21 protein-coding genes are annotated in these 23,730 nt (G+C 62.3%); 13 read left to right on the top strand and 8 right to left on the bottom strand.

Features of this window, described 5'->3' with window-relative positions:
* On the bottom strand, positions 1-453 hold the full coding sequence (locus EV286_RS05835) for a GatB/YqeY domain-containing protein (RefSeq protein ID WP_132956073.1): 453 nt from the start codon (positions 451-453) through the stop codon (positions 1-3).
* Between the two features lie 274 nt (positions 454-727).
* Here EV286_RS05835 and carA point away from each other — a divergent pair, with 274 nt between their 5' ends.
* Both carA and EV286_RS05825 read left to right on the top strand, forming a co-directional pair.
* The gene (gene carA, locus EV286_RS05830) at positions 728-1,933 is read left to right on the top strand and encodes a glutamine-hydrolyzing carbamoyl-phosphate synthase small subunit (RefSeq protein ID WP_132956072.1); all 1,206 of its coding nucleotides are present in this window, start codon (positions 728-730) and stop codon (positions 1,931-1,933) included.
* A 126-nt stretch (positions 1,934-2,059) separates the two neighbouring features.
* The gene (locus EV286_RS05825) at positions 2,060-3,127 is read left to right on the top strand and encodes an acyltransferase (protein WP_132956071.1); all 1,068 of its coding nucleotides are present in this window, start codon (positions 2,060-2,062) and stop codon (positions 3,125-3,127) included.
* On the opposite strand, the gene EV286_RS05820 is transcribed toward EV286_RS05825, so the two are convergent.
* The 3 genes from EV286_RS05820 to EV286_RS05810 all read right to left on the bottom strand — a co-directional run bounded on the left by EV286_RS05820 (position 3,085) and on the right by EV286_RS05810 (position 6,965).
* The gene (locus EV286_RS05820; RefSeq protein ID WP_132956070.1) at positions 3,085-4,488 is read right to left on the bottom strand and encodes an MATE family efflux transporter; all 1,404 of its coding nucleotides are present in this window, start codon (positions 4,486-4,488) and stop codon (positions 3,085-3,087) included. The genes EV286_RS05825 and EV286_RS05820 overlap by 43 nt on opposite strands.
* A 147-nt stretch (positions 4,489-4,635) precedes the next feature.
* Positions 4,636-5,877, bottom strand: coding sequence for a TCR/Tet family MFS transporter (locus tag EV286_RS05815; protein WP_132956069.1), 1,242 nt, complete (start codon positions 5,875-5,877; stop codon positions 4,636-4,638).
* A 155-nt stretch (positions 5,878-6,032) separates the two neighbouring features.
* Positions 6,033-6,965 (bottom strand): LysR family transcriptional regulator, encoded by a 933-nt coding sequence (locus tag EV286_RS05810; RefSeq protein ID WP_132956068.1) that lies wholly within the window; start codon positions 6,963-6,965, stop codon positions 6,033-6,035.
* Positions 6,966-7,077: 112 nt separating this feature from the next.
* On the opposite strand from EV286_RS05810, the gene EV286_RS05805 reads away from it, so the two are divergent.
* Complete coding sequence (locus EV286_RS05805) at positions 7,078-8,070, top strand: aldo/keto reductase (protein ID WP_132956067.1); 993 nt, start codon at positions 7,078-7,080, stop codon at positions 8,068-8,070.
* Positions 8,071-8,174: 104 nt separating this feature from the next.
* Here the strand turns inward: EV286_RS05805 and EV286_RS05800 are convergent, their stop codons facing one another.
* Positions 8,175-8,498 carry a metalloregulator ArsR/SmtB family transcription factor gene (locus tag EV286_RS05800; protein WP_132956066.1) on the bottom strand — a complete coding sequence of 108 codons (324 nt, stop codon included), beginning with the start codon at positions 8,496-8,498 and terminating at the stop codon, positions 8,175-8,177.
* A gap of 47 nt (positions 8,499-8,545) precedes the next feature.
* Between EV286_RS05800 and EV286_RS05795 the strand changes: the two genes are divergently transcribed.
* Positions 8,546-9,001 (top strand): SRPBCC family protein, encoded by a 456-nt coding sequence (locus tag EV286_RS05795; RefSeq protein ID WP_132956065.1) that lies wholly within the window; start codon positions 8,546-8,548, stop codon positions 8,999-9,001.
* A gap of 30 nt (positions 9,002-9,031) precedes the next feature.
* On the opposite strand, the gene EV286_RS05790 is transcribed toward EV286_RS05795, so the two are convergent.
* Positions 9,032-9,964 carry a neutral zinc metallopeptidase gene (locus EV286_RS05790; RefSeq protein ID WP_132956064.1) on the bottom strand — a complete coding sequence of 311 codons (933 nt, stop codon included), beginning with the start codon at positions 9,962-9,964 and terminating at the stop codon, positions 9,032-9,034.
* 281 nt (positions 9,965-10,245) lie between these two features.
* Here EV286_RS05790 and carB point away from each other — a divergent pair, with 281 nt between their 5' ends.
* From carB to EV286_RS05775, 3 genes are all read left to right on the top strand, one after another.
* Positions 10,246-13,743: a carbamoyl-phosphate synthase large subunit gene (gene carB / locus EV286_RS05785; RefSeq protein WP_132956063.1), complete on the top strand. Its 3,498-nt coding sequence runs from the start codon at positions 10,246-10,248 to the stop codon at positions 13,741-13,743.
* Positions 13,744-14,355: 612 nt separating this feature from the next.
* Entirely contained in the window at positions 14,356-14,832 is a 477-nt protein-coding gene (gene greA / locus EV286_RS05780; protein ID WP_132956062.1) for a transcription elongation factor GreA, read from the top strand.
* Between the two features lie 30 nt (positions 14,833-14,862).
* The gene (locus EV286_RS05775) at positions 14,863-15,930 is read left to right on the top strand and encodes a glycosyltransferase family 4 protein (protein ID WP_165932796.1); all 1,068 of its coding nucleotides are present in this window, start codon (positions 14,863-14,865) and stop codon (positions 15,928-15,930) included.
* Positions 15,931-15,993: 63 nt separating this feature from the next.
* Here the strand turns inward: EV286_RS05775 and EV286_RS05770 are convergent, their stop codons facing one another.
* Positions 15,994-16,461: an Lrp/AsnC family transcriptional regulator gene (locus tag EV286_RS05770; protein WP_132956324.1), complete on the bottom strand. Its 468-nt coding sequence runs from the start codon at positions 16,459-16,461 to the stop codon at positions 15,994-15,996.
* A gap of 239 nt (positions 16,462-16,700) precedes the next feature.
* On the opposite strand from EV286_RS05770, the gene trxB reads away from it, so the two are divergent.
* The 6 genes from trxB (at position 16,701) to EV286_RS05740 (ending at position 22,690) form a co-directional block, all read left to right on the top strand.
* Entirely contained in the window at positions 16,701-17,675 is a 975-nt protein-coding gene (gene trxB / locus EV286_RS05765) for a thioredoxin-disulfide reductase (protein WP_132956060.1), read from the top strand.
* A 23-nt stretch (positions 17,676-17,698) separates the two neighbouring features.
* Complete coding sequence (locus EV286_RS05760; protein ID WP_132956059.1) at positions 17,699-18,595, top strand: LysR family transcriptional regulator VtlR; 897 nt, start codon at positions 17,699-17,701, stop codon at positions 18,593-18,595.
* A gap of 596 nt (positions 18,596-19,191) precedes the next feature.
* Positions 19,192-19,485, top strand: coding sequence for a metalloregulator ArsR/SmtB family transcription factor (locus EV286_RS05755; RefSeq protein WP_132956058.1), 294 nt, complete (start codon positions 19,192-19,194; stop codon positions 19,483-19,485).
* A 1-nt stretch (position 19,486) separates the two neighbouring features.
* Positions 19,487-20,653, top strand: a complete 1,167-nt coding sequence (locus EV286_RS05750; protein WP_132956057.1) for an MFS transporter — start codon at positions 19,487-19,489, stop codon at positions 20,651-20,653.
* Between the two features lie 25 nt (positions 20,654-20,678).
* The gene (locus EV286_RS05745) at positions 20,679-21,803 is read left to right on the top strand and encodes an alkene reductase (RefSeq protein WP_132956056.1); all 1,125 of its coding nucleotides are present in this window, start codon (positions 20,679-20,681) and stop codon (positions 21,801-21,803) included.
* An 83-nt stretch (positions 21,804-21,886) separates the two neighbouring features.
* Complete coding sequence (locus EV286_RS05740) at positions 21,887-22,690, top strand: aminoglycoside phosphotransferase family protein (protein ID WP_132956323.1); 804 nt, start codon at positions 21,887-21,889, stop codon at positions 22,688-22,690.
* Here the strand turns inward: EV286_RS05740 and EV286_RS05735 are convergent.
* Positions 22,668-23,693, bottom strand: a complete 1,026-nt coding sequence (locus EV286_RS05735) for an SDR family oxidoreductase (protein WP_245500615.1) — start codon at positions 23,691-23,693, stop codon at positions 22,668-22,670. The two genes, EV286_RS05740 and EV286_RS05735, sit on opposite strands and share 23 nt — an antisense overlap.
* Positions 23,694-23,730: the final 37 nt, after the last annotated feature.

The following is a 23,730-nucleotide window of genomic DNA, read 5'->3' as shown; positions in this document are numbered from 1 at the left end:
TCAGCCGAGGAGAGTCTTCAGCACGCCCGATGCCTTGGCGAAATCCATCTGACCGGCGTAGCGCTCTTTCAGCACCGCCATGCACTTGCCCATGTCCTTGATGCCCTGGGCGCCGATTTCGGCAATGACGGCAGCGCAAATTTCGCGGATCTTGTCGTCTGAGAGCTGCGCCGGCATGAAGCCCTGGATGACGGTAATCTCCTCCCTCTCCTTTGCAGAGAGTTCGGGCCGTCCGCCCTCGTCGTAGATCTTCGCCGATTCCTCGCGCTGCTTGACCATCTTGGAGAGGATCTGGAGGATATCGTCGTCGCTGGCGGCCTCCTTGCCGGCGCCGCGATTTGCAATGTCCCGATCCTTGATGGCGGCAAGAATGAGCCTGACGGTCGATAGCCGCGCGGCTTCCTTGGCCTTCATCGCGTCCTTCTGGGCGTTGGCGAGGGTTTCGCGGATCATTTGTCTTACTCCTTCGATTGCAGCGTGTCTTAGACCGGGCGGCGGTAAACAATCAATCCGAAATAGTGAACCGCACGTGTCGCAAATTCCACCTATATATGCGGCGGAATGATTGACCCGCAGGCGGCGTTTGGCTATTGGTCGGCGCCTGCACGAAAACTAGATTTCAGGGCCGCAAGCCGCGACATTTGCGTCGCGCGCTTTTCCGCGGCGCAAAATGGCGAAGGCGCCGGGTCATTGAACGGCCACGGCAAGCGCCGGAAACGGGATGAAAATGACAGCTACACTTCCATGGACCACCGAGAAACCGACTGCCTTGCTCGTTCTGGCGGATGGTACCGTCATCGAGGGCAAGGGCATCGGCGCGACCGGCAAGGTCCAGGCCGAAGTCTGCTTCAACACGGCGCTGACCGGCTATGAAGAGATCCTGACTGATCCTTCCTATCTCGACCAGATCGTCACCTTCACCTTTCCGCACATCGGCAATGTCGGCACCAATGACGAAGACATCGAGGATCTGACGCCCGCCGCCCGCCACGGCGCCGTCGGCGTGATCTTCAAGGCCGATATCACCGATCCCTCAAGCTACCGAGCCGTCCGTCATCTCGACGCGTGGCTGAAGGCACGCGGCATCATCGGCATGTGCGGCATCGACACGCGCGCGCTCACCGCCTGGATCCGCCAGAACGGCATGCCGAACGCCGTCATCGCCCATGACCCCAGCAGTGTTTTCGATCTCGAAACGTTGAGGGCCGAAGCCAAGGCATGGAGTGGCCTAGTGGGCCTCGACCTCGCCAAGGCTGCCACATCAGGCCAGTCCTCGCAGTGGACGCAGACGCCCTGGATCTGGAACGAGGGCTATGGCGAACTCGACCCGAACGCCGCCAAGTTCCATATCGTCTGCATGGACTACGGCGTGAAGCGCAATATCCTTCGCCTCTTCTCCGGTCTCGACTGCAAGGTTACCGTGCTTCCCGCGACCGCAAGCGCCGACGACGTGCTCGGCCTGAAGCCGGACGGCATCTTCCTCTCCAACGGTCCGGGCGATCCCGCTGCGACCGGCGAATATGCGGTTCCCGTCATCAAGGAACTGATCAAGACGGACATCCCGGTTTTCGGCATCTGCCTCGGCCACCAGATGCTGGGCCTCGCACTCGGCGCCAAGACCGCCAAGATGCACCAGGGACACCATGGCGCGAACCATCCCGTCAAGGACTACACCACCGGCAAGGTGGAGATCGTCTCGATGAACCACGGTTTCGCAGTCGACACGAACTCCCTGCCGGAAGGCGTTGAGGAGACTCACGTTTCGCTGTTCGACGGCAGCAACTGCGGCCTGCGCGTCGCCGGCCGTCCCGTCTTCTCGGTACAGCATCACCCGGAGGCTTCGCCCGGCCCGCAGGACAGCCACTATCTGTTCCGCCGCTTCATCAACCTCGTGCGCGAAAAGAAGGGCGAGCCTGCCATCGCGGAACGGTGATCTTTCGGCCATCGCAACCGGCCTTGACCGGCGCCCGATGGCCGCAGGCGCACATCAGCATCGCCTTAACAGTGCTTTAAACCCCTGACGTTAGCCTTCCCCGCGGGTCGATCGCCGGGGAAGGACATGAACAATACGCAGCATATCGCCAGCCTTGACGGCTTGCGCGGGGTGGCGGCAATCGTCGTCGTCGTCTCGCATATCGGCCTGGTGTTTCCGTCCCTTCACCAGCTGACCTTCGCCGATATCGGCAGTACCGCCGTCGCGCTCTTCTTCGCGCTCAGCGGCTTCCTGATGGCGTATCTTTACTCAGGCCACCCGCCGACCCGGAAGGATGCCGCGGACTTTCTCGTCAGCCGGCTCGCGCGCATCTACCCCGCCTACCTGCTGGCCATTGTCGTGGCAGCGATACTCTCTGCCATTCCGGGGCTCGACTACGTGCATCCGATTTCAGGGCCTGTCGAGATCGCCCGGCATGTACTGATGCTCGGCTCAAGCGGCGTCCTCTGGTCGATCCCGCCGGAAATTCAGTTCTACATGCTGTTCCCGCTGGTCTGGCTTTGCCTTGCGCGACCGCTCGCCCACGCGAACATCCTCGCCGCCATCGGAGCCACCCTTGCAGTCGCCGCCCTGCTCGGCTTTCCCGGCCCCGGCATCCTCCTGACCTCGAAACTGCACTTCTTCCTGTTCGGCGCCATTGCGGGCCGCCTGCATCAGTACGTGCCGAAGCAGAGCGCCGGCCCGGTGATCGGCGTCCTCGCGCTCGCGCTTCCGGTGGTGATACTGATCTACCGGCAATGGTTTTCGCTGGAGAGCCCGTGGGGCATGGCTCCGGCCTTCGCCGCGGCACTGATTGTCTGGCTTGTCGCGATGGAGCACCCGATCTCGGCGCGCCTCTTTGCCGCGGCACCGCTCCGTTTTGCGGGAAATATCAGCTTCTCGCTCTATCTCCTGCACGTGCCGGTGCTTTTCCTGACCTACCGCATTCTCGACGGCATGCTTCCCGTCACGGTAATTCTTGCGCTCGGGCTGTGCCTGGCCTTCGTCGTGGCCTATGGCAGCTATCGCCTGGTCGAAGTGCCTTCACGCCGCGCGTTGCGATCGCTCTGGCAGCGATATGGCGCGACTGCGGCGCGCGTGGAGACGGCGGGTCAGGCGCCCGCCATCTCGCCATTGCGGCGGACGAGCATGTAGAAGCGTCCGCAGAGCATCACGGCCGCGGCGAGCAGGCCGAGAAGGAAGCCGTACCAGATCCCGATGCCGCCGAAGCCGAGCGGGAACGCCAGCGCCCAGGCGAGGAAGAAGCCGATGGGCCAATAGGCGATCAGCGCCAGGATCATCGGCACGCGCGTGTCCTTGATGCCGCGCAGCAGCCCGTTTGCGATCACCTGCAGGCCGTCGACGAGCTGGAACAGGCCTGCAACGACGATCAACGGACCGGCATAGGCGAGCACCTGCGGCGCGTCGGACGAGCTCACATCGAGGAACCAGCTTCCCAGGAACTCCGGTATCGTTGCGAAGACGAGGCTGCCGATCGCGGCCGCGAGCGTCGCGATGATGACCGCTGCGACCGAGGCGCGCACGAGCCCGGCGCGATCGCCCTGCCCCTGGGCAAGCCCCACCCGCACCGTTGCCGCCTGCGACAGGCCGAGCGGAATCATGAAGGCGATCGACGCCCATTGCAGGGCGATGCCATGGGCGGCAAGCTCGATGGTGCCGATACGCCCCATCATCAACGTAGCCACCGTGAACAGGCTGACTTCGGCTAGGATGGTGACGCTGATCGGCAGGCCGAGGCGAACCACCTCGCCGAACGCATGCCAGTCGGGGCGCCAGAAGCGGACGAAGATTTCGAAGCGGCGTGTGTCCGCCCTGCTCTGCATATAGGCGACGAGAAATGCGAGGCCGGCGATCTGCACCGCGACGGAAACGGCAGCCGCACCCGGCAGGCCCATCACCGGCAGACCGAAATGGCCGAGCACGATCGGATAGGCAAGCGCGGCATTGAGCACCAGCATCGCCAGCGTGACATAGAGGATCACGCCAGCCCTGCCGATGGCGCTGACAAGAGCGCGCAGGACATTGTAGAGCAGTCCGGGCAGCACGCCGAACTGGCCGATCATGATGTAGCTGTGGGCAAGCCGCGCCACCTCGGGTTCCTGGCCGGCCCAGAGCAGGATGGCTTCGGAGTTGAAGAAGGCCGGCTGCATGATCACCCAGTAGGCGATCACGACCCAGAGGCCCATCCTGATCGAACGGCGGACGGAAACGACGTCGTCGCGGCCGAAGGCCTGCGCGACCATCGGGATGACGGCGATCGAAAAGCCCGAGCCGAAGACCAGGATCGTGAAGATGAACTGCGCGGACAGCACCATGGCGGCGAGATGTTCGGCGCCGAGGCGGCCGACGATCATCACGTCGGTTGTGCCGATGCCAAGCTGCGCCAGCTGCGCACCGATCAGCGGAATGCCGAGCGAAAGCGTGGCGCGGAAATGCGCAGGCCAGGAATTGTCCTTCTTCTGCGCAGGCATGCGCATGTTCAGGGGCGTGTCCATGTCCGAAGTCTCAAGTTAAGGTTGCGCCACATGGCGCCATCGCATCTGGGCGAGCGACCGGCATTATCGCAGTCGGCCGAAAAAGGCCAGTCTGAAACGCTAAAATGATAAAGAATTCATCACATCATCAAAAAATCTGATGATTTTTTAAGCGGCCCCCAGCGCTTCGCCTGAGCGTGGGACCTTGACCCGGCCGACGAAGACGAGAGCGGCGATCAGGATGAAGATGGCGGCGACAAGATAGGGCGCGCCGGCGAAGGTGATCGGCGCATCGGGCGCGGTGAAGTGGCCGAACAGCTGGGTGAAGATCAGCGGCCCGATGATGGTCGTGATGCTGCTGAGGCTTGCGAGCGCCCCCTGGAGCTCGCCCTGCGCCGACGGAGGCACCTTGCCGGCCGCAATGCTGCGCAGCGGCGCATCGGCAACATTCTCGATCACGGTCGCCACGATCACGACATAGACGACCCAGCCCTCCCAGGCGAAGGCATAGCCGGTCAGGCCCGCGCAGGAGAAGGCAAGCCCAAGGACGGCTGTGCGCCACTCGCCGAGAACCGGCACGATGCGCGGCAGGATGACGCCCATCACGAACGCCGCGCCTATGCCGTAGATGCCAAGCGACAGGCCGATCTGGCCCTCGCTCCAGCGGTAGCGGAAGACCGACACAAAGGACCAGACCGCGGGATAGACGGCATGAGCAAGCCAGTAGAGGAACATCACCACGCAGACCCAGCCGATGCCGGGATAGTTGCGCATCTGCTTCAGCGCGCCGAGAGGATTGGCCCTGCTCCATTCGAAGCGGCGTCGGTTCTTGGCTTCCAGCGTCTCGGGCAGCAGGAAGCAGGCGGCCACGAAATTGACGAAGGAAAGCGCAGCAGCGCCCAGGAAGGGTACGCGCGGGCCGAACTCGCCGAGGACGCCGCCGATGACAGGGCCGAGCGTGAAGCCGACGCCGAAGGCGATGCCGATGAGCCCGAAATTCTTGGCGCGGTTCTCCTCCGTGCTGATGTCGGCGATATAGGCCGAGCATGTCGCGAAGCTGCCACCGCTGATACCGGCCAGAACGCGACCGACAAAGAGCATCCAGAAGCTGGTGGCAACGGCACAGATGAAGTTGTCGATCGCAAAGGTGAGCACCGAGGCAAGCAGGATAGGCCGGCGGCCGTAGCGATCGCTGAGGTTGCCGATGAAGGGCGCAAAGAGGAACTGCATCCCGGCATAGACGAGCAGCAGCCAGCCGCCATCGATGGCCGCCTCGCTCACCGTCCCTCCGGTCAGTTCCTCAAGGAAGGCGGGCAGCACCGGCATGATGATGGCAATGCCGATGACGTCGAGAAAAAGAATCATGAAGACCAGGAAAAGGCCGCGGCGGACGAACTTGGGATCGAGCATCGAAAGGCCCCTTGCTTGCCTGTCTTTGGTCATAGATACAAATGAGGAACGTCGCACAACGGGACTTGCCTACCCCAAGTATTGAGGGGAAACAATCAGGGAACAAGTGAATGTTTCAAATGGAACAAACACGGAAATTGATTGGAATCAAGCCCTTATGCAAGACTTTCCTGGTTTCTTCCATCCGGCGGGCGCCTCTGTTCGGCGCGCAGGAAGTCGACGAAGGCCCTGAGTGGAGCCGGCATGTGCCTGCGGCTGGCGTAGTATAGAAACGGCCCCGGGAACACGCTGTCCCACTCCTCCAGGACGCTCACGAGCCTGCCGGCCGCAATCGAGGGGGTCAGAAATTCCTCGAAGCTGCGCAGGATTCCGAGGCCATCGATGGCTGCCGCGACCTGCAGGTCATTCGAATCGCCAACGATGGTGGCCGGCGGAGAAATGTTGATCACTTCCCTGCCCTTCTCGAACTCCCATACCGGCATGACCCCGCTTCGGAACCTGTGGCGGATGCATCGGTGGTCGAGGACGTCACGGGGATGGCGCGGAACGCCGTGCGCTTCGAGATAGGTCGGCGACGCCGCGCAGATAAATCGCTGGCGGCGAGGCCCAATGGGCACTGCGATCATGTCGCGCGCCAACCGCTCATCATACCTGATCCCGGCATCGAAGCCCGCTGCAATGACGTCGATGAACGTATCTTCGGCGGCGACCTCCAGCCTAACGCCCGGATAGCGGAGGAGGAACCGGTTGACGATCGGCGGCAGGATGAACCGCGCCACGACCGAGGGCACGTTGAGCCGCAGCGTACCGGCGGGGCTATCCTGTGAGCTGCTGATCTGGTCGAGCGCTGAGGCGATTTCGCCGATAGCGGGCGTCAGCCGCTCGAGCAGCTTCTCGCCTGCTTCCGTCAGCGTCACGCTTCGCGTCGTCCGGTTGAGGAGCCTGACGTCTAGTCTCTGCTCCAGGCGGCGCAGGGCCTCGCTGAGCGACGAGGCGGACACACCCCGCTTGGCGGCCGCGGTCCTGAAGCTTCGTTCGCGCGCGACCGCCGTGAAGGCGTCAAGATCGGCAAGGGGCAGACTATCCATTGTGCGAAATCCCGTACAACTCGTTCTTCGATATCCGGATTATCGCACAAAGCGCCATGGGATAAAACAGCTCTCGAAGGCGCATGGAGGCGCCCGACGAAGGAGAGAAAAGATGCAACGCTATCGCCTCGGAAATACCGGTCCTGAAGTATCGGCGATCGGTCTCGGCTGCATGGGCATGTCCGGCATGTACGGGCCTGCCGACCGCGCGGAAAGCATCGCAACCATCCACGCGGCGCTCGACGCCGGCATAAACCTGCTCGACACGGGCGACTTCTACGGGATGGGCCACAACGAGATGCTGATCAGCGAGGCCCTGAAAGGCCACAAGCGCGAAGACGCCCTCGTGAGCGTGAAGTTCGGGGCACTTCGCGATCCCAAGGGCGGATGGGGCGGCTACGATTGCCGGCCTGTCGCGGTAAAGAACTTCCTCACCTATACCCTGCAGCGGCTGGGCGTGGATTATATCGACATCTATCGTCCCGCCCGGCTGGATCCGGCTGTGCCGGTCGAGGACACGATCGGCGCCATCGCCGACATGGTCACGGCCGGTTACGTCCGCCACATAGGACTATCGGAGGTCGGAGCCGATACGATCCGCCGCGCCGCGGCCGTCCATCCGATCTCCGATCTGCAGATCGAATATTCGCTCATCTCGCGCGGAATTGAAGACACGATCTTGCCTGTCTGCCGCGAGCTCGGGATCGGCGTTACGGCTTATGGCGTCTTGTCCCGCGGCCTGATCAGCGGCCACTGGCAGAGGGCCTCCACCGGCGCCGGCGACTTCCGCACGATGAGCCCGCGCTTCCAGCAGGGCAATGTCGAGAAGAACCTCGAACTGGTGGAGGCTCTCAGGCAGGTTGCGGACGCCAAGGGCGCGACCGTCGCCCAGATCGCAATCGCCTGGGTGGCCGCCCAGGGCAAAGACATCGTCCCGGTGATCGGCGCACGCCGCCGCGACAGGCTGGCCGAAGCACTCGGCGCCCAGAACCTGACGCTCTCCGCGCAGGATTTGGCGGCTATCGAAGGCGCGGTGCCGAAGAACGCCGCCGCAGGCGCCCGCTACGCCGAAACGCAGCTCGCCCATATGGACAGCGAGCGGTAAGCGCGCTCCGACACACGCTTCCCAAGAAAAGAGGCTTTTCCCGCTGAACCGGAGGGAAGCCTCTTCTTTTTGAGGCACGGGAACTCTCGCGGCAGCAGCCGCAGTCAGCTCTCCAGATCGCGCTTCAGGCGATCAAGCATATTCACCGCCTGGACGGCATAGGCGCCGATCCAGCGATCATGGATCTCCTTGATCGGCAGGGGATTGAGATGGTTCCAGCGCTCGCGCCCTGCCCTGCGCACGATCACCAGGTCCGCATCCTCGAGAACCCTCAGATGCTGCATCACGGTGCAACGGTCGAGTTGCGAGAAGCGCTCACAGAGCGCGCCTGTCGTCTGCGGACTGTCCTTCAGCTCATCCAGAATCGATCGGCGAAGAGGCGCCGCCAACGCCTTGAAAATCTTGTCGTTTTTCTCTGATGTTGACATGTTATGTTTTTATAACATAATTGGCACCACAGCAAGGGAGAAGGACCATGGAACTGAAGTTCAGCGTGTCGGGCCGCATCGCGAGGCCCGTGGGAGAGGTTTTCGAGGCCGTCGTCGATCCGGCAAGGCTGTCGCGCTATTTCACCACCGGCGGCGCAAAGGGTCGGATCGAGACGGGAGCCAACGTCTATTGGGACTTCCACGACTTTCCCGGAGCCTTTCCGGTCCATATCGTCAAGGTCGAGAAGGACCGCGAGATCGTCCTCCGCTGGGAAGCTTCGGACGGGGTGGCCGGCGCCGGCTATGACACGACGGTCACCATGCAGTTCGAGGCGCTCGACGACGGCCGAACCCTGGTGACGATCTCAGAGGAAGGCTGGCGCGACGGGCCACAAGGCCTGAAATCCTCCTACGGCAATTGCCAGGGATGGATGCAGATGCTCTGCGCCATGAAGGCCTATATCGAATATGGGATCAATCTCCGCGAGGGCATGTTCAAGTAGCCCTCGCCGCCGTTTCGACAGGCCTGGCGGTCAGACCGGATTCGAGAAGGTGTCGCAGTCGCCGACCCGTCCGCTGTCGAACCCGCGCTTGAACCATCGCATGCGCTGCGCGGATGTTCCGTGGTTGAAGCTCTCCGGCACGACATAGCCCTGGGAGCGCCGCTGCAGCGTGTCGTCGCCGATCTGTTGCGCAGCGTTCAGCGCCTCTTCGAGATCACCGGCTTCGAGGATGCCTTTCTGCTCGGTGAACTTGCCCCAGATGCCAGCAAAGCAATCGGCCTGGAGCTCCACGCGCACCGACATCTGGTTTGCCTCGGCCTCGGTCATGTGTTGGCGGGCCTGGTTGAATTTCGGCAGGATACCGGTGAGGTTCTGCACATGATGGCCAACCTCGTGCGCAACGACGTAGGCCTCGGCGAAATCGCCGGATGCGCCGAACTTCTGGGAAAGCTCATTGAAGAATTCCGTGTCGAGATAGACCTTGCGATCGCCCGGGCAATAGAACGGGCCCGAAGCCGCCGAGGCGAAACCGCAGGCAGACTCCGTCTGCCCGGAAAAGAGCACGAGCGTCGGCTCCTGATAGGTCTGGCCCGCCGCCTGGAAGATGCCGTTCCAGGTGTCTTCCGTTTCGGCGAGTACGGTTCGCACGAACGCCGTCATCTCGTCATTGGCAGGCGTGCGCGTGCCGGATTCGCTCTGCTCGTAGCCCGAGCCGCCCGTGGTGCTGCCGCCGCCATCGAGGACCTGCAGCATATCGATGCCCATGGCCTTGAGGATGAGGTACATCACGACAAGAAAAATGATGGTCCCGATGCTGAGGCCACCGCCTGCCCGGCGCATTCCGCCGCCGCCGCTCGGAAAGCCCAGGCCGCGACCAAAGGGATTGCGGCCAACTCCGCCACCAGGCGACATGTCGCGCCTGTCCTCGATGTTGTCCGACTGACGCCGTCCTCTCCACTCCATGGCCCGATCTCCCCGTCTAAGCCCGCGAGACGATGCTCGTCTACTGACGTAATTATATATCCGGCCGACCAGGGAATTCCAGTTACCATCTCTGCGGTGGGTATTATGCGTCCTCAGGCGGTACAGGCGCTTTTCCTGTCGATTCCCAAAATAGAGGGTTCCGTTTGGAAAAACATTTGCCTATAAGCCCCTTCTAGCCTGAAAAGACCCTCAATGCGCGCCCGGCCGGTGATCTCCCACCCTGGCCGGTTTTTCGCGCAGCTAGACAATGGATATTGCCCATGCCGAAGCGCCAAGACATCAAATCGATCCTCATCATCGGCGCGGGTCCGATCGTCATTGGCCAGGCATGCGAATTCGACTATTCCGGCACCCAGGCCTGCAAGGCGCTGAAGGAGGAAGGCTACCGCGTCATCCTCGTCAACTCCAACCCCGCGACGATCATGACGGACCCAGGGCTGGCCGACGCGACCTATGTCGAGCCGATCACGCCGGAAGTGGTTGCCAAGATCATCGCCAAGGAGCGGCCGGATGCTCTGCTGCCCACCATGGGCGGCCAGACGGCACTGAACACGGCGCTCTCGCTGAAGCGCATGGGCGTCCTCGACCGCTACAATGTCGAGATGATCGGCGCCAAGCCCGCCGCGATCGACATGGCCGAAGACCGCGCCCTCTTCCGCGAGGCGATGGCGCGCATCGGCCTCGAAACCCCGCGCTCGATGCTGGCGAACGCCACCGACATCAAGGACACAGACCGCAAGACGCACGAGGCCGAGCGCGCCAAGCTGCGCGAAAGCCTTTCAGGGGCCGAGCTCGACAAGGCGCTGGACGAGCTGGAAAACCAGTGGAACCTCGGTGAGAGCGACCGCAAGCAGCGTTACATGAGCCACGCCATGGCGATCGCTGTCCAGGCGCTCGACCATGTCGGGCTGCCCGCCATCATCCGCCCCTCCTTCACGCTCGGCGGCACCGGCGGCGGCATCGCCTATAACCGGTCGGAATTCTTCGAGATCGTCGGTGGCGGCCTCGATGCTTCGCCGACGACCGAAGTGCTGGTCGAGGAGTCGGTGCTCGGCTGGAAGGAATATGAAATGGAGGTCGTCCGCGACAAGGCGGACAACTGCATCATCATCTGCTCGATCGAAAACATCGATCCGATGGGCGTCCACACCGGCGACAGCATCACCGTCGCCCCGGCGCTGACGCTGACGGACAAGGAATACCAGATCATGCGCAACGCTTCGATCGCGGTGCTGCGCGAGATCGGGGTGGAGACCGGCGGCTCGAATGTGCAGTTCGCCGTCAACCCGGCCGACGGGCGCCTCGTCGTCATCGAAATGAACCCGCGCGTCTCGCGCTCCTCGGCGCTTGCATCGAAGGCAACCGGCTTCCCGATCGCCAAGGTCGCAGCAAAGCTCGCGATCGGCTATACGCTCGACGAACTGGAAAACGACATTACCGGCGGCGCGACGCCCGCATCGTTCGAACCTTCGATCGACTATGTCGTGACGAAGATCCCCCGCTTCGCCTTCGAGAAATTCCCCGGCGCTTCCCCGGTGCTGACGACGGCGATGAAGTCCGTCGGCGAAGTGATGGCGATCGGCCGTACCTTCGCGGAATCGCTGCAGAAGGCATTGCGCGGCCTCGAAACCGGCCTGACTGGACTCGACGAGATCGAGATCCCCGATTACGAGGAAGGTGAATCCAGCCAGAACGCCATCCGCGCCGCAATCGGCACGCCGACACCGGATCGCCTCCGCATGGTCGCCCAGGCGCTGCGCCAGGGCTTGAGCATCGCGGAAGTGCACGAAGGCTGCAAGATCGACCCCTGGTTCCTCGCCCAGTTGAAGAACATCGTCGACATGGAGGCCCGCATCCGCGAGCACGGCCTGCCGACCGATGCTGCCAACCTGCGTATGCTGAAGGCCATGGGCTTCTCCGATGCGCGCCTGGCGACGCTGACGCACAAGCGCCCGAAGGAAGTTGCCGAACTGCGCAACAGCCTCAACGTGCGCCCCGTCTTCAAGCGCATCGACACCTGCGCCGCCGAATTCGCCTCGCCGACCGCCTACATGTACTCGACCTACGAGACGCCCTTCGTTGGTGCCGCGCGCTCCGAGGCTGAGGTTTCAGACCGCAAGAAGGTCGTGATCCTCGGTGGCGGACCGAACCGCATCGGCCAGGGCATCGAGTTCGACTATTGCTGCTGCCATGCCGCCTTCGCGTTGAAGGATGCGGGCTATGAAGCGATCATGATCAACTGCAATCCGGAAACGGTCTCCACGGACTACGACACTTCGGACCGCCTCTATTTCGAGCCGCTGACGGCCGAGGACGTGATAGAGATCCTGCGCGCCGAGCAGGAAAAGGGTGAAGTGGTCGGCGTCATCGTGCAGTTCGGCGGCCAGACCCCGCTCAAGCTTGCCGAGGCACTCGAAAAGAACGGCATCCCGATCCTCGGCACCGCCCCGGATGCGATCGACCTCGCCGAAGACCGCGACCGCTTCCAGAAGCTCTTGATGAAGCTCGACCTCAACCAGCCGAACAACGGGATCGCCTATTCCGTGGAGCAGGCCCGGCTCGTCGCCGCAGAGATCGGCTTCCCGCTCGTCGTGCGCCCCTCCTACGTGCTCGGCGGCCGCGCCATGCAGATCCTGCATTCCGAAGGCCAGTTGCAGACCTACCTGCTGGATACCGTTCCGGAACTCGTGCCGGAAGACATCAAGGCGCGCTACCCCAACGACAAGACGGGTCAGATCAACACCCTGCTCGGCAAGAATCCGCTACTCTTCGACAGCTACCTGACAAACGCGATCGAGGTCGACGTCGACTGCCTTTCGGATGGAAAGGACGTCTACGTCGCCGGCATCATGGAGCATATCGAGGAGGCAGGCATCCATTCGGGCGACAGCGCCTGCTCCCTGCCGCCGCGCTCGCTGTCCAACGGTCTTCTCGACGAGTTGGAGCGCCAGGCAAAGGCCATGGCAAAGGCGCTGAATGTCGGCGGCCTGATGAACGTGCAGTTCGCCATCCAGGACGGCACGGTCTATGTGCTTGAGGTCAATCCGCGCGCCTCCCGCACCGTTCCCTTCGTGGCCAAGACCATTGGCGCGCCAATCGCCAAGATCGCAGCCCGCGTGATGGCCGGCGAACAGCTGGACGAGGCGTTCGCGGCCTATGGCGACAAGCCGGATCCGCGCAAGCTGAAGCACATCGCAGTCAAGGAAGCCGTCTTCCCCTTCGCGCGCTTCCCCGGCGTCGACATCCTGCTCGGGCCGGAAATGCGCTCGACGGGCGAGGTCATCGGCCTCGACACGGATTTCGCGCTCGCCTTCGCCAAGTCGCAGCTCGGCGCCGGCGTCGAGCTGCCACGCGAGGGCACCGTCTTCGTCTCGGTCCGCGACGAGGACAAGCCGCGTGTCGTGCCCGCAATCCGCCTGCTCGTGGAGTTGGGCTTCAAGGTGCTGGCGACCGGCGGCACCGCGCGCTTCCTTGCCGAACAGGGCATTACCGCGGCGAAGATCAACAAGGTGCTCGAAGGCCGCCCGCATATCGAGGATGCGATCCGCAACCGCCAGGTCCAGCTCGTCATCAACACGACCGACGGCAACAAGGCGATCTCGGATTCGAAGTCGCTGCGCCGTGCGACGCTGATGCAGAAGGTGCCTTACTATACGACAATGGCCGGCGCCGAAGCCGCCGCTCAGGCAATCAAGGCGCTGAAGGCTGGCAACCTCGAAGTCAGACCCCTGCAGAGCTACTTTTCCGCCGGCAATTGACTGCCGACACCATGAGCTTCGCCTCCGTGCCCATGGCACGGGGCGAGGCGTTCATCTTGTCCACAGCCGTGCCTTGCTGAACTGTCCGGGCATGGGACAATTCGCTCCAGATTACAACCTGTTATAACCGGTAGTTGCGTCCGTTTAAGGAAGCCTTTACCGTCAACACATGGTTAACGCGACATCGTGTCGCCAGCGCCTAGGTTTGCCCCCGTGCGAAGGCGATTCTGGAGGCTGCCGATGACGACGCGAATGAAGTATCTCATTCTCGCCGGCGTTGTTTCCCTGTTGATGTGGGTCGGCATCTTCGCGGGCATCGGCTGGATCTGGAGCACGGTCTCGATGAATGTTTGAAGCCTCGCCGCTGCCGCGCGTGCCGGTAGGCTCGTGCCGTGCAGATGGCCCATCGGCCGGCGTCACGGGGAGTTTCAAGGACGTATCGGCCCTGCCCTTTGCGGTCCTTTTGCCTCATTCGAATTCTCTGGAAACCGGCGACGCTAATCTGCTATAAGCGGCAAAACATCACTATTGCACGGTTCCGAGGTTTCCCTTCGGGACCTGTTTTCTTTTGTGTCTGCTCGTAACGCGACATAGGGAGTGAAGGACGAGAAAATGGTTGAAAAGGTACCGATGACGCAGAGCGGGTTCGCTAAGCTGCAGGAAGAGCTGCGCTGGCGTCAGCAAGAAGAACGCCCGCGAATCATCGAGGCAATTTCTGAAGCACGCTCGCACGGCGACCTGTCGGAAAATGCCGAGTACCATGCTGCGAAGGAAGCCCAGAGCCACAACGAGGGTCGCATTGCCGAGGTGGAAGACCTGGTCGCTCGCGCGGAGGTCATCGATCTTTCCAAGATGTCTGGCGACAAGATCAAGTTCGGCGCCCGGGTGAAACTCGTCGACGAGGACACCGAAGAGGAAAAGACCTACCAGATCGTCGGCGATCAGGAGGCGGACGTTAAGGCTGGGCGCATCTCGATTTCGTCACCGATCGCCAGGGCCCTCATCGGCAAGGAAGTCGGCGATTCCATCGAGGTCAACGCGCCCGGCGGCTCCAAGGCCTACGAAATCCTTTCCGTTTCCTGGGGTTGATCGTCTGTGCGCAATCGCGACGATTCGCATCTGAGCGATGTGCGCGAGATCGAAGTCATCGCGCCAAACTTCAAGCGCCGCCTCTCGGGCGTCACATCCACAATCGTGCAGCTGATACCGAAGCAGATTGAGCTCGGCTGCCGGATCGTGACGCTCGGACCGGGCCTGCCCGCCGATCTGCCGAGCCTTGGCTGGAGCCGGCTTCCCCTCCTCTGGGGACGCCCGCGCCGGCACCGGATTCGCGTATGGCATGCCCGTCGCAACAACGAGATGCTTGCCGGCCTTCTGCTGAAGGGCGTATTGCGCATGCCGCTAAAGCTGCTCTTTACCTCCGCGGCGCAGCGGCGCCACTCGCGCTATACGCGTTGGCTGATCCGGCGCATGGACGCGGTGATCGCCACCAGCACCCGTTCCGGCAGCTTCCTGCGGGTGACGCATACGGTGATCCAGCACGGCGTCGACCTGAAGCTCTTTCATCCGCCCGAGATCGCCGACGACCGGATGGCCGCCACCGACCTGCCCGGGAAATATCTCGTAGGCTGCTTCGGCCGCGTTCGCCGCCAGAAGGGCACGGATCTCTTCGTCAAGGCGATGATCGAACTGCTGCCGCAACATCCCGACTGGACGGCCGTTGTCTGCGGGCGGGTGACCACCGAACATCGCGGCTTCGCCGACGAGCTGCAAAAGGCTGTCGCGGAAGCCGGCCTTTCCGATCGCATACGCTTCCTGGGCGAGGTCGCCGACATCCGTCCGTGGTATCGCCGCGCGACGCTCTATGTGGCGCCGTCGCGCAACGAGGGATTCGGCCTTACGCCACTGGAGGCGATGGCGTCCCAGACGGCCGTGGTCGCCTCGGATGCCGGCGCCTATGCGGAGATGATCGTGCCGGGCGAAACCGGCACCGTGGTGCCGGCGGGCGACGGTGCAGCACTCACGAAGGCGATCGCCACCTATCTCGCCGATCCCTCAGCGACGCTTCGCCAGGGCGAGAATGCGGTCCGCCATGTTCGGCTGAATTTCGCCCTCGAGAAGGAAGCGACCGCGATCGGCGATATCTACGAGACACTGCTTGGCCCTCGCACCGCCGACTATCGCTGACGCGATGCCCAGCCTCGATATGAGATCTAGACGGCTGGCGGACAGACCTGAAGCGCCGATTTACTAGAGCTCGACCAAGCCGAGCTTCTTTACCTGCCGGATCGTCAGCATGGTGCGAACCGTGTCGACGTGTTCGTTCGCGGTCAAAACCTCGATGACGAAATCCTGGAAGCGCGTGAGGTTTTCCGCCACGCAATGGAGCAGGAAGTCGCTGTCGCCGGAAACCATCCAGGCCTGCCGCACCAGCGGCCACTCGGCGGTCGCAGCGGCGAATGCCTTCAGGTTGGCCTCCGACTGATGCTTCAATCCCACCATGCAGAAAGCCACCAGGTCGAAGCCGAGCTTGGGGCTGTTCAGCATGGCGTGATAGCCCTCGATGATACCCGCCTCCTCCAGCTTGCGCACGCGGCGCAGGCATGGCGGCGCCGATATTCCCACGCGGTCCGCGAGCTCGACATTGGTCATGCGCCCGTCGCGCTGCAGCTCCCGCAAAATTCTGATATCGATGGCGTCCAGTTCTGCGCGCAACACTTTCATTGCCTTCCTTTAATTTCCCCGCGCAAGCTTCTATATAATGCAGTGAAATTCGCAAGAAAGTTTCGCTGGGGTAATCGAATATTACGCCAACGTGATTTGCCTTGTTGGTAATGCAAGGCTGCCCTTGAATAAACGCATGCACCGACCATAAATGGAAGGCACGTCGCGAAACCGCACTGTTCGCGCTACGAGAGCGCTGTTTCGCCAGCCTGCAATCGAAAGGAAATGAGTAGATGTCCGCCCGCCACACCAAGGTACTGATCATCGGCTCGGGCCCTGCCGGCTACACCGCCGCGGTCTACGCCGCGCGCGCCCTGCTGAAGCCGGTGCTGATCGCCGGCCTGGAACAGGGCGGCCAGTTGATGATCACCACGGACGTCGAGAACTATCCGGGCTTTGCCGATCCGATCCAGGGCCCCTGGCTGATGGAGCAGATGCTGCAGCAGGCCACTCATGTCGGCGCCGAGATCGTCAACGATCTCGTGACGGAGGTCGACATGTCGATCCGTCCCTTCGTCGTGCACACCGATTCCGGTCAGGTCTGGACCGCCGACACGCTGATCATCTCAACCGGTGCCAAGGCCAAGTGGCTCGGTATCGAGAGCGAACAGCATTTCCAGGGCTTCGGCGTTTCGGCCTGTGCTACCTGCGACGGTTTCTTCTATCGCAACAAGGATGTGATCGTGGTCGGCGGCGGCAACAGCGCCGTCGAGGAAGCGCTCTACCTTTCGAACATCGCGAAGTCCGTGACGGTCGTCCATCGCCGTGATTCCTTCCGCGGCGAGAAGATCCTGCAGGAACGCCTCTTCGCCAAGGAAAACGTCAAGGTGCTGTGGAACACCGAAATCGCCGAGATCACCGGTACGCCGGCCAAGCCGCCGATGCCGCCATCGGTCTCCGGCACGAAGCTGCGCGACACGTTGACCGGCAAGATCACCGATATGCCGATCGACGGCGTCTTCGTCGCAATCGGCCATGCACCGGCAACCGAACTCTTCAAGGGCAAGCTGAAACTCAAGTCCAACGGCTATCTCTGGACGGCGCCCGATTCGACGGCGACCGACGTCGAGGGCGTCTATGCGGCCGGCGACGTGACCGACGACACGTTCCGTCAGGCGGTCACCGCCGCCGGAATGGGCTGCATGGCCGCGCTTGAGGCCGAACGCTATCTGGCCGGGCAGCTGCCCGTTGCCATCGCTGCGGAGTGAAGCTGCCAATGAGGGGTGGGGGCATGCCATTGGACTGGGACAAGCTGCGTATTTTTCACGCAGCTGCCGAAGCTGGGTCATTCACGCATGCCGCAGACAAGCTACATCTCTCCCAGTCAGCGATCAGCCGCCAGGTCAGCGCGCTGGAGCAGGACGTCGGGATAAAGCTTTTCCACCGGCACGCCCGCGGCCTCATTCTCACCGAGCAGGGCGAGCTTCTCTATCGCACGGCGCATGACGTTCTCCTGAAGCTCGAGACCGTCAAGATGCAGCTGACCGAAACGACGGAGAAGCCGAGCGGCAAGCTGCGCGTGACGACGACGGTCGGCCTCGGCCAGGGATGGCTGACGGACAAGATACAGGAGTTCCTGCAGCTCTATCCGGACGTGCAGATCCAGCTCATCCTCGACAACGAGGAAGTCGACGTGAACATGCGCCATGCCGACTGCGCTATCCGCCTTCGCCAGCCGCTGCAGTCCGACCTCATCCAGCGCAAGCTGTTCACCGTGCACATGCACGTCTACGCCGCCCCCTCCTACATCAACAGGCACGGCGAGCCGCAGGCGGTGGAGGATCTCGACAGCCACAGGATCATCACCTTTGGCGAGCCGGCACCGAGCTACCTGCTCGACGTCAACTGGCTGGAGATTGCCGGCCGCTCATCGGACAACAAGCGCATCCCGCACCTGCAGATCAACAGCCAGACGTCGATCAAACGCGCCTGCCTGCTCGGCATCGGAATCGCCTGCCTTCCGGACTATATCGTCGGGCGCGACCCGGGGCTGATTCAGCTCGCGATCAATGCCGACGTGCCGTCCTTCGACACCTATTTCTGCTATCCCGACGAAATGAAGAACGCCGCCAAGCTGAAGGCATTCCGCGATTTCATCGTCAGCAAAGCCAGAAATTGGAACTTCTGACCCTGATTTGTGTTTTTGCACTGCAAAATCACAGTGTATGCAATTCACGCATAACTGGCATGCACAAAAAAGAGTTGCCTACTGCCTAACGAAACACCATATCCCACTCAGCTGATGCACATGGTGGCTCTTCCTCCCAGTTCCACCGCAGCAGCTGTTCCCCTCTGGAGGTTTTTACCTTCACACCTATAAGGGCCCTGGTTTACTCCGGCGGCCCTCTTTTTTTGCCTTGCAACCAATTTCATCTGAAATCTGCTTAAACGCATATCTGACATGCACAAAAAAGCATTGCGCACTGCACAAAAAAGGATCATACCGCACATAGCTGATGCACATGGTGGCTTTTCCTCCCAGTTCCACCGCAGCAGCTGTTCCCCTCTGGAGGTTTTTACCTTCACACCTATAAGGGCCCTGGTTCATTCCGGCGGCCCTCTTTTTTTGCTCAAAATTCAGGCAATTCCCACAACTGCCTTCATCGAGGCAAGTCGTCTTTTATGCTGCGGCGCAGCAACATCCTCACGGTTTAGTGAATTGATATATCGTGATGCGACGATACATGTATCGAGATAGATCGATACGGGACTACCAAAAAGAAAATGGACAGGGACGAAATTCTCAAGGCACTGAGTCACCCCGCAAGGCTGGATATCCTGAATTGGCTCAAGAACCCGGAGCAATATTTCACCGGGCAGGAGCACCCTTTTGAAATGGGTGTCTGCGCGAGCCAGTTCGAACGCTGTGGTCTTTCGCAATCGACGGTCTCTGCCCATCTGGGCACCCTGCACCGCGCTGGGCTCGTGACGACGAAGCGCGTCGGACAATGGGTCTTCTACAAGCGCAACGAAGAGACGATCGCGGCATTCCTGGCCTGCCTGAACAAGGAACTCTAGAATGCCCATTGCACTTATCGTGCTTGCCCTTAGCTCGTTTGCGATAGGGACGACGGAATTCGTCATCATGGGACTGCTTCCGGAGGTCGCACATGACCTTTCGGTATCGATTCCACAGGCAGGCTGGCTGGTGACGGGCTACGCGCTTGCGGTTGCCGTCGGCGCGCCGATCATGGCGGTTTCGACCGCCAAGCTTAAGCGGCGCTCTGCACTGATATTGCTGATGGCCTTCTTCATCGCCGGCAATCTTCTCTGCGCCGTCGCGCCGAATTACTGGGTGCTGATGGTCGCCCGCGTCGTCACCGCGCTGTGCCACGGCGCCTTCTTCGGCATCGGCTCGGTCGTTGCCGCGAATCTGGTGACCGAAGACCGCAGGGCGCGCGCCGTCGCACTGATGTTCACGGGTCTTACCCTCGCCAACGTGCTCGGTGTGCCGGCAGGCACTGCGATCGGCCAGGCATTCGGTTGGCGCGCTGCCTTCTGGGCAGTTACCGTTATCGGAGTGGTTACGATCACGGGCCTCTACCTGGTTCTTCCGAGGGACCACAGCGAAAAGGCAAGCAGCATCATGCGCGAGGTATCCGCGCTGGCCAACCGCCGCCTCTGGCTGTCGCTGCTCACGACCGTCTTCTTCTCCGCCTCCATGTTTACGCTCTTCACCTATATCGCACCGCTCCTGCGCGATGTGACCGGCGTTTCGCCGGAGGGTGTCACCTGGACGCTCTTCCTGATCGGCATCGGCCTCACGATCGGCAATCTTGTCGGTGGCAAGCTCGCCGACTGGCGTCTCGACGCAACGCTTGCCGCCGTGTTCGGTGCGATTGCGGTCACCTCTGCCATCTTCGGCGTGACGAGCGCCTTCTTCATCCCGGCGGAGATAACGCTCTTCCTCTGGGCGATGGCGACCTTTGCGGCCGTCCCTGCCCTGCAGATCGGCGTTGTGCGCTTCGGCAAGGAAGCGCCGAACCTCGTCTCGACCATCAATATCGGTGCATTCAACACAGGCAACGCACTCGGCGCCTGGGTCGGCGGCATTGTCATTGACTCGGGCTTCTCTCTGGCCCGCGTCCCTCTCGCCGCGGCGGCAATGGCCATCATCGGCCTTGCCGTCGTCGCCCTCAACCATCTCTCCGGCAGGGCACAACCCGCGCCGGCTGCCGCGGAGTAGACACTGAAAAGCTAAGGAAGTTTTCATGGGCAAACTTTTCGAACCGACCCTGGTCGGCGATATCGCCGTCAGGAACCGCATTGTCATGGCACCTTTGACGCGCAATCGCTCGCCGGGCGCCATTCCCAACGACCTCAACGTTGAATACTACCGCCAGCGCGCGAGCGCCGGCCTGATCATCACCGAAGGCACGGCCATCACCCAGCAGGGCCAGGGCTATGCCGATGTTCCCGGCCTCTACAAACCGGAAGCTCTCGACGGCTGGAAGCGCGTGACCAAGGCCGTGCATGAAGCCGGCGGCAAGATCGTCGTTCAGCTGTGGCATGTGGGCCGAGTCTCCCATACCAGCCTGCAGCCGAATGGCGCCAAGCCGGTCTCTTCGACGTCCACGATTGCCAAGACGCGGACCTACGTCATCAATGCCGACGGCACCGGTACATTTACCGAAACCTCGGAACCCCGCGCGCTCGACACCGCCGAGATCGCAGGGATCGTCGAGGACTTCCGTAGGGCCGCGCGCGATGCAATCGACGCCGGCTTCGACGGCGTGGAAATCCACGGCGCCAACGGCTACCTGATCGACCAGTTCCTGCGTAGCGGCGTCAACGACCGCACCGACCAGTATGGCGGCTCGATCGAAAACCGCGCTCGCTTCCTCTTCGAGGTCGTCGATGCGGTAACCAAGGAAGTCGGCGCAGGTCGCACGGCCATCCGCCTTTCGCCGGTGACGCCGTCGAACGACTCCACGGATGCCGATCCGCAATCGATCTTCACCTACGTCGTCGAAGGGCTGGCCAAGTACAAGCTCGCCTTTATCCACGTCGTCGAGGGCCAGACCGGAGGCGATCGCAACTTCCAGCAAGGCGACAAGCCATTCGACTACAAGGCGCTTCACCTCGCCTACAGGAAAGCCGGCGGCCAGTCCGACTGGTTGGTCAACAACGGTTACGACCGCCAGGCGGCAATCGACGCCGTCGAAAGCGGCCGTGCCGATCTTGTCTCCTTCGGCAAGCCCTTCATCGCCAATCCGGATCTCGTCGAGCGCCTGCAGAAGGACCTGCCGCTCAACAGGCCGGACCAGGCCACCTTCTATGGCGGCGGCAGCAATGGCTACACGGACTATCCGGCTCTCGAAGAAGAAGCAGCCTGAGAACTCCATCGAGCTTTCGAAACGAGGATCCCGCCGTCAATCGGCGGGATTTTCTTTTGGCGAAGAGGCGCTACAGTGCGCCGATGTTCGATCCCTATCTTGAGCGCTGGTCGCTTGTTGCCGACGGCGCGCCTCTCTCCACCCATTCAAGCGATCTCCTTCCCGTTCTATGGCAGGGCATGCCCGCGATCCTGAAGGTTGCGAGGGAAAAGGAGGAAAGGTTCGGCGCCTTCCTGATGGAATGGTGGAATGGCGATGGCGCGGCAAGGGTCTATGGCCGCGAAGGCGACGCACTGCTGCTCGAAAGGGCAACGGGCGAACGCTCGTTGCTCGCGATGGCGATGAACGGAGAGGATGACGAAGCGAGCCGTATCATGTGCCGCACGGCCGCGAGACTGCACGAGCCACGCCGCGAGCCGCTTCCAGAACTCGTCACGCTCGAGGACTGGTTCCGCGAACTGGAGCCGGCAGCGCGAACCCATGGCGACACGCTGGCCGATTGTGCCGCAACCGCCGCATACCTGCTCTCCGAGCCTCGCGAGATCACCGTGCTGCACGGCGATATTCACCACGGCAACATCCTCGACTTCAGGCGGCGCGGCTGGCTCGCCATCGATCCCAAGCGGCTGCGCGGCGAGCGCGGCTTCGACTATGCCAACATCTTTGCGAACGAAGACCTGCCGACAATCACCGAGCCTCAGCGCCTGCGGCGCCAGCTCGCCGTCGTTTCCGAGGCGGCCGCGATCGAGCCGCGCCGGCTGTTGCAATGGATCGCCGCCTATTCGGGGCTTTCCGCCGCCTGGTTCCTCGGCGACGGCAACGAGGCGGCAGGCGAATTGGCACTGACGGTCGCCCGCATCGCGCTCAACGAGTTGCAGGCGAGCTGAGGGGCTGGCAAGCAGCGGCCATCTCCTGCTTCATTTCTGGAAGGCACCCGAAGGAGGCAAGCGTCGATCGCACCGCCTCGTCGATCGGCGTGCGCGGTTCTTCTCCGAGCATCGAGACAAGCTTTGCGTTGCTCATGCGCAGCGGCACCTGCCAGAGATAGCGCATCTCCCGCAACTCTCGTAGCACCGTCACGAACAGGCCGCCGACGGGCAGCAGCCACCAAGGAAACGACCTTACCTTGAGTCTTCCCCCGACGGCACGTTCGGTCGCGGTGATCATCTGGCCGCCGTCGAAGTCCCAGAAGCCATCCATGTGATAGACCGCGAAATCCTCCAGTTCTTCGCCACGCTCGATGAGGCGGATCATCGTCTCGGCCACGTCGGGCAGATAGGCCCATTGGTGGCCGACGCCTGCCCTGCCGGGATAAGTGGTGGAGCTCGGCACCTTTCCCGGCTTCACCAGACTTTGTGTGAACCAGTTGTTCGCCGCGCCGGGACCAAAGAAATCGCCGGCCCGGACGATGAGTACCTTTGTACCCTTCCGCGCAGCCTCCTTGAGACGACGCTCCATCTCCTTCCGGATGGCGCCCTTGCGCGTCCGCGGGTTCTGCCGGCTCTGCTCGGTGAGCAGCGGGAAGGCGTCCGGCCCGAAATTGTAGACCGTGCCGGGCAGGACGATGCGTGCGCCGACGGCAGTCGCGGCGGCAATGGTATTTTCCAGCATCGGCAGGACGAGCTTTTCCCAATCCTTGTAGCCGGGAGGATTGACGGCATGGACTATCAGCTGCACGCCTTCGGCCGCCTTGCGCACGTCCGCCGCGTTCATGGCATCGCCTCTGACCCACTCAACCGAGGGCTCACCCTGCCCCGTCCGTCCGCCGTTGCGGCTCAGTGCCCGCACATGCCAGCCGCGGGCGGCAAGTTCTCGCGCCATCGCGCCTCCTATTCCGCCGGTCGCGCCGAGCACGAGTGCAAGGTTTTCTGTTGTCGTCTGCATGGTCATCATCCGTCTCCATCACTTCGATGGGCAGACATTCGCG

It is taken from the genome of Rhizobium sp. BK251, from assembly GCF_004345245.1.
Classification (GTDB): Bacteria; Pseudomonadota; Alphaproteobacteria; order Rhizobiales; family Rhizobiaceae; genus Rhizobium.
Note: the sequence above shows the minus strand (reverse complement) of the source record. Positions and strands in the feature narration are given on the sequence as shown.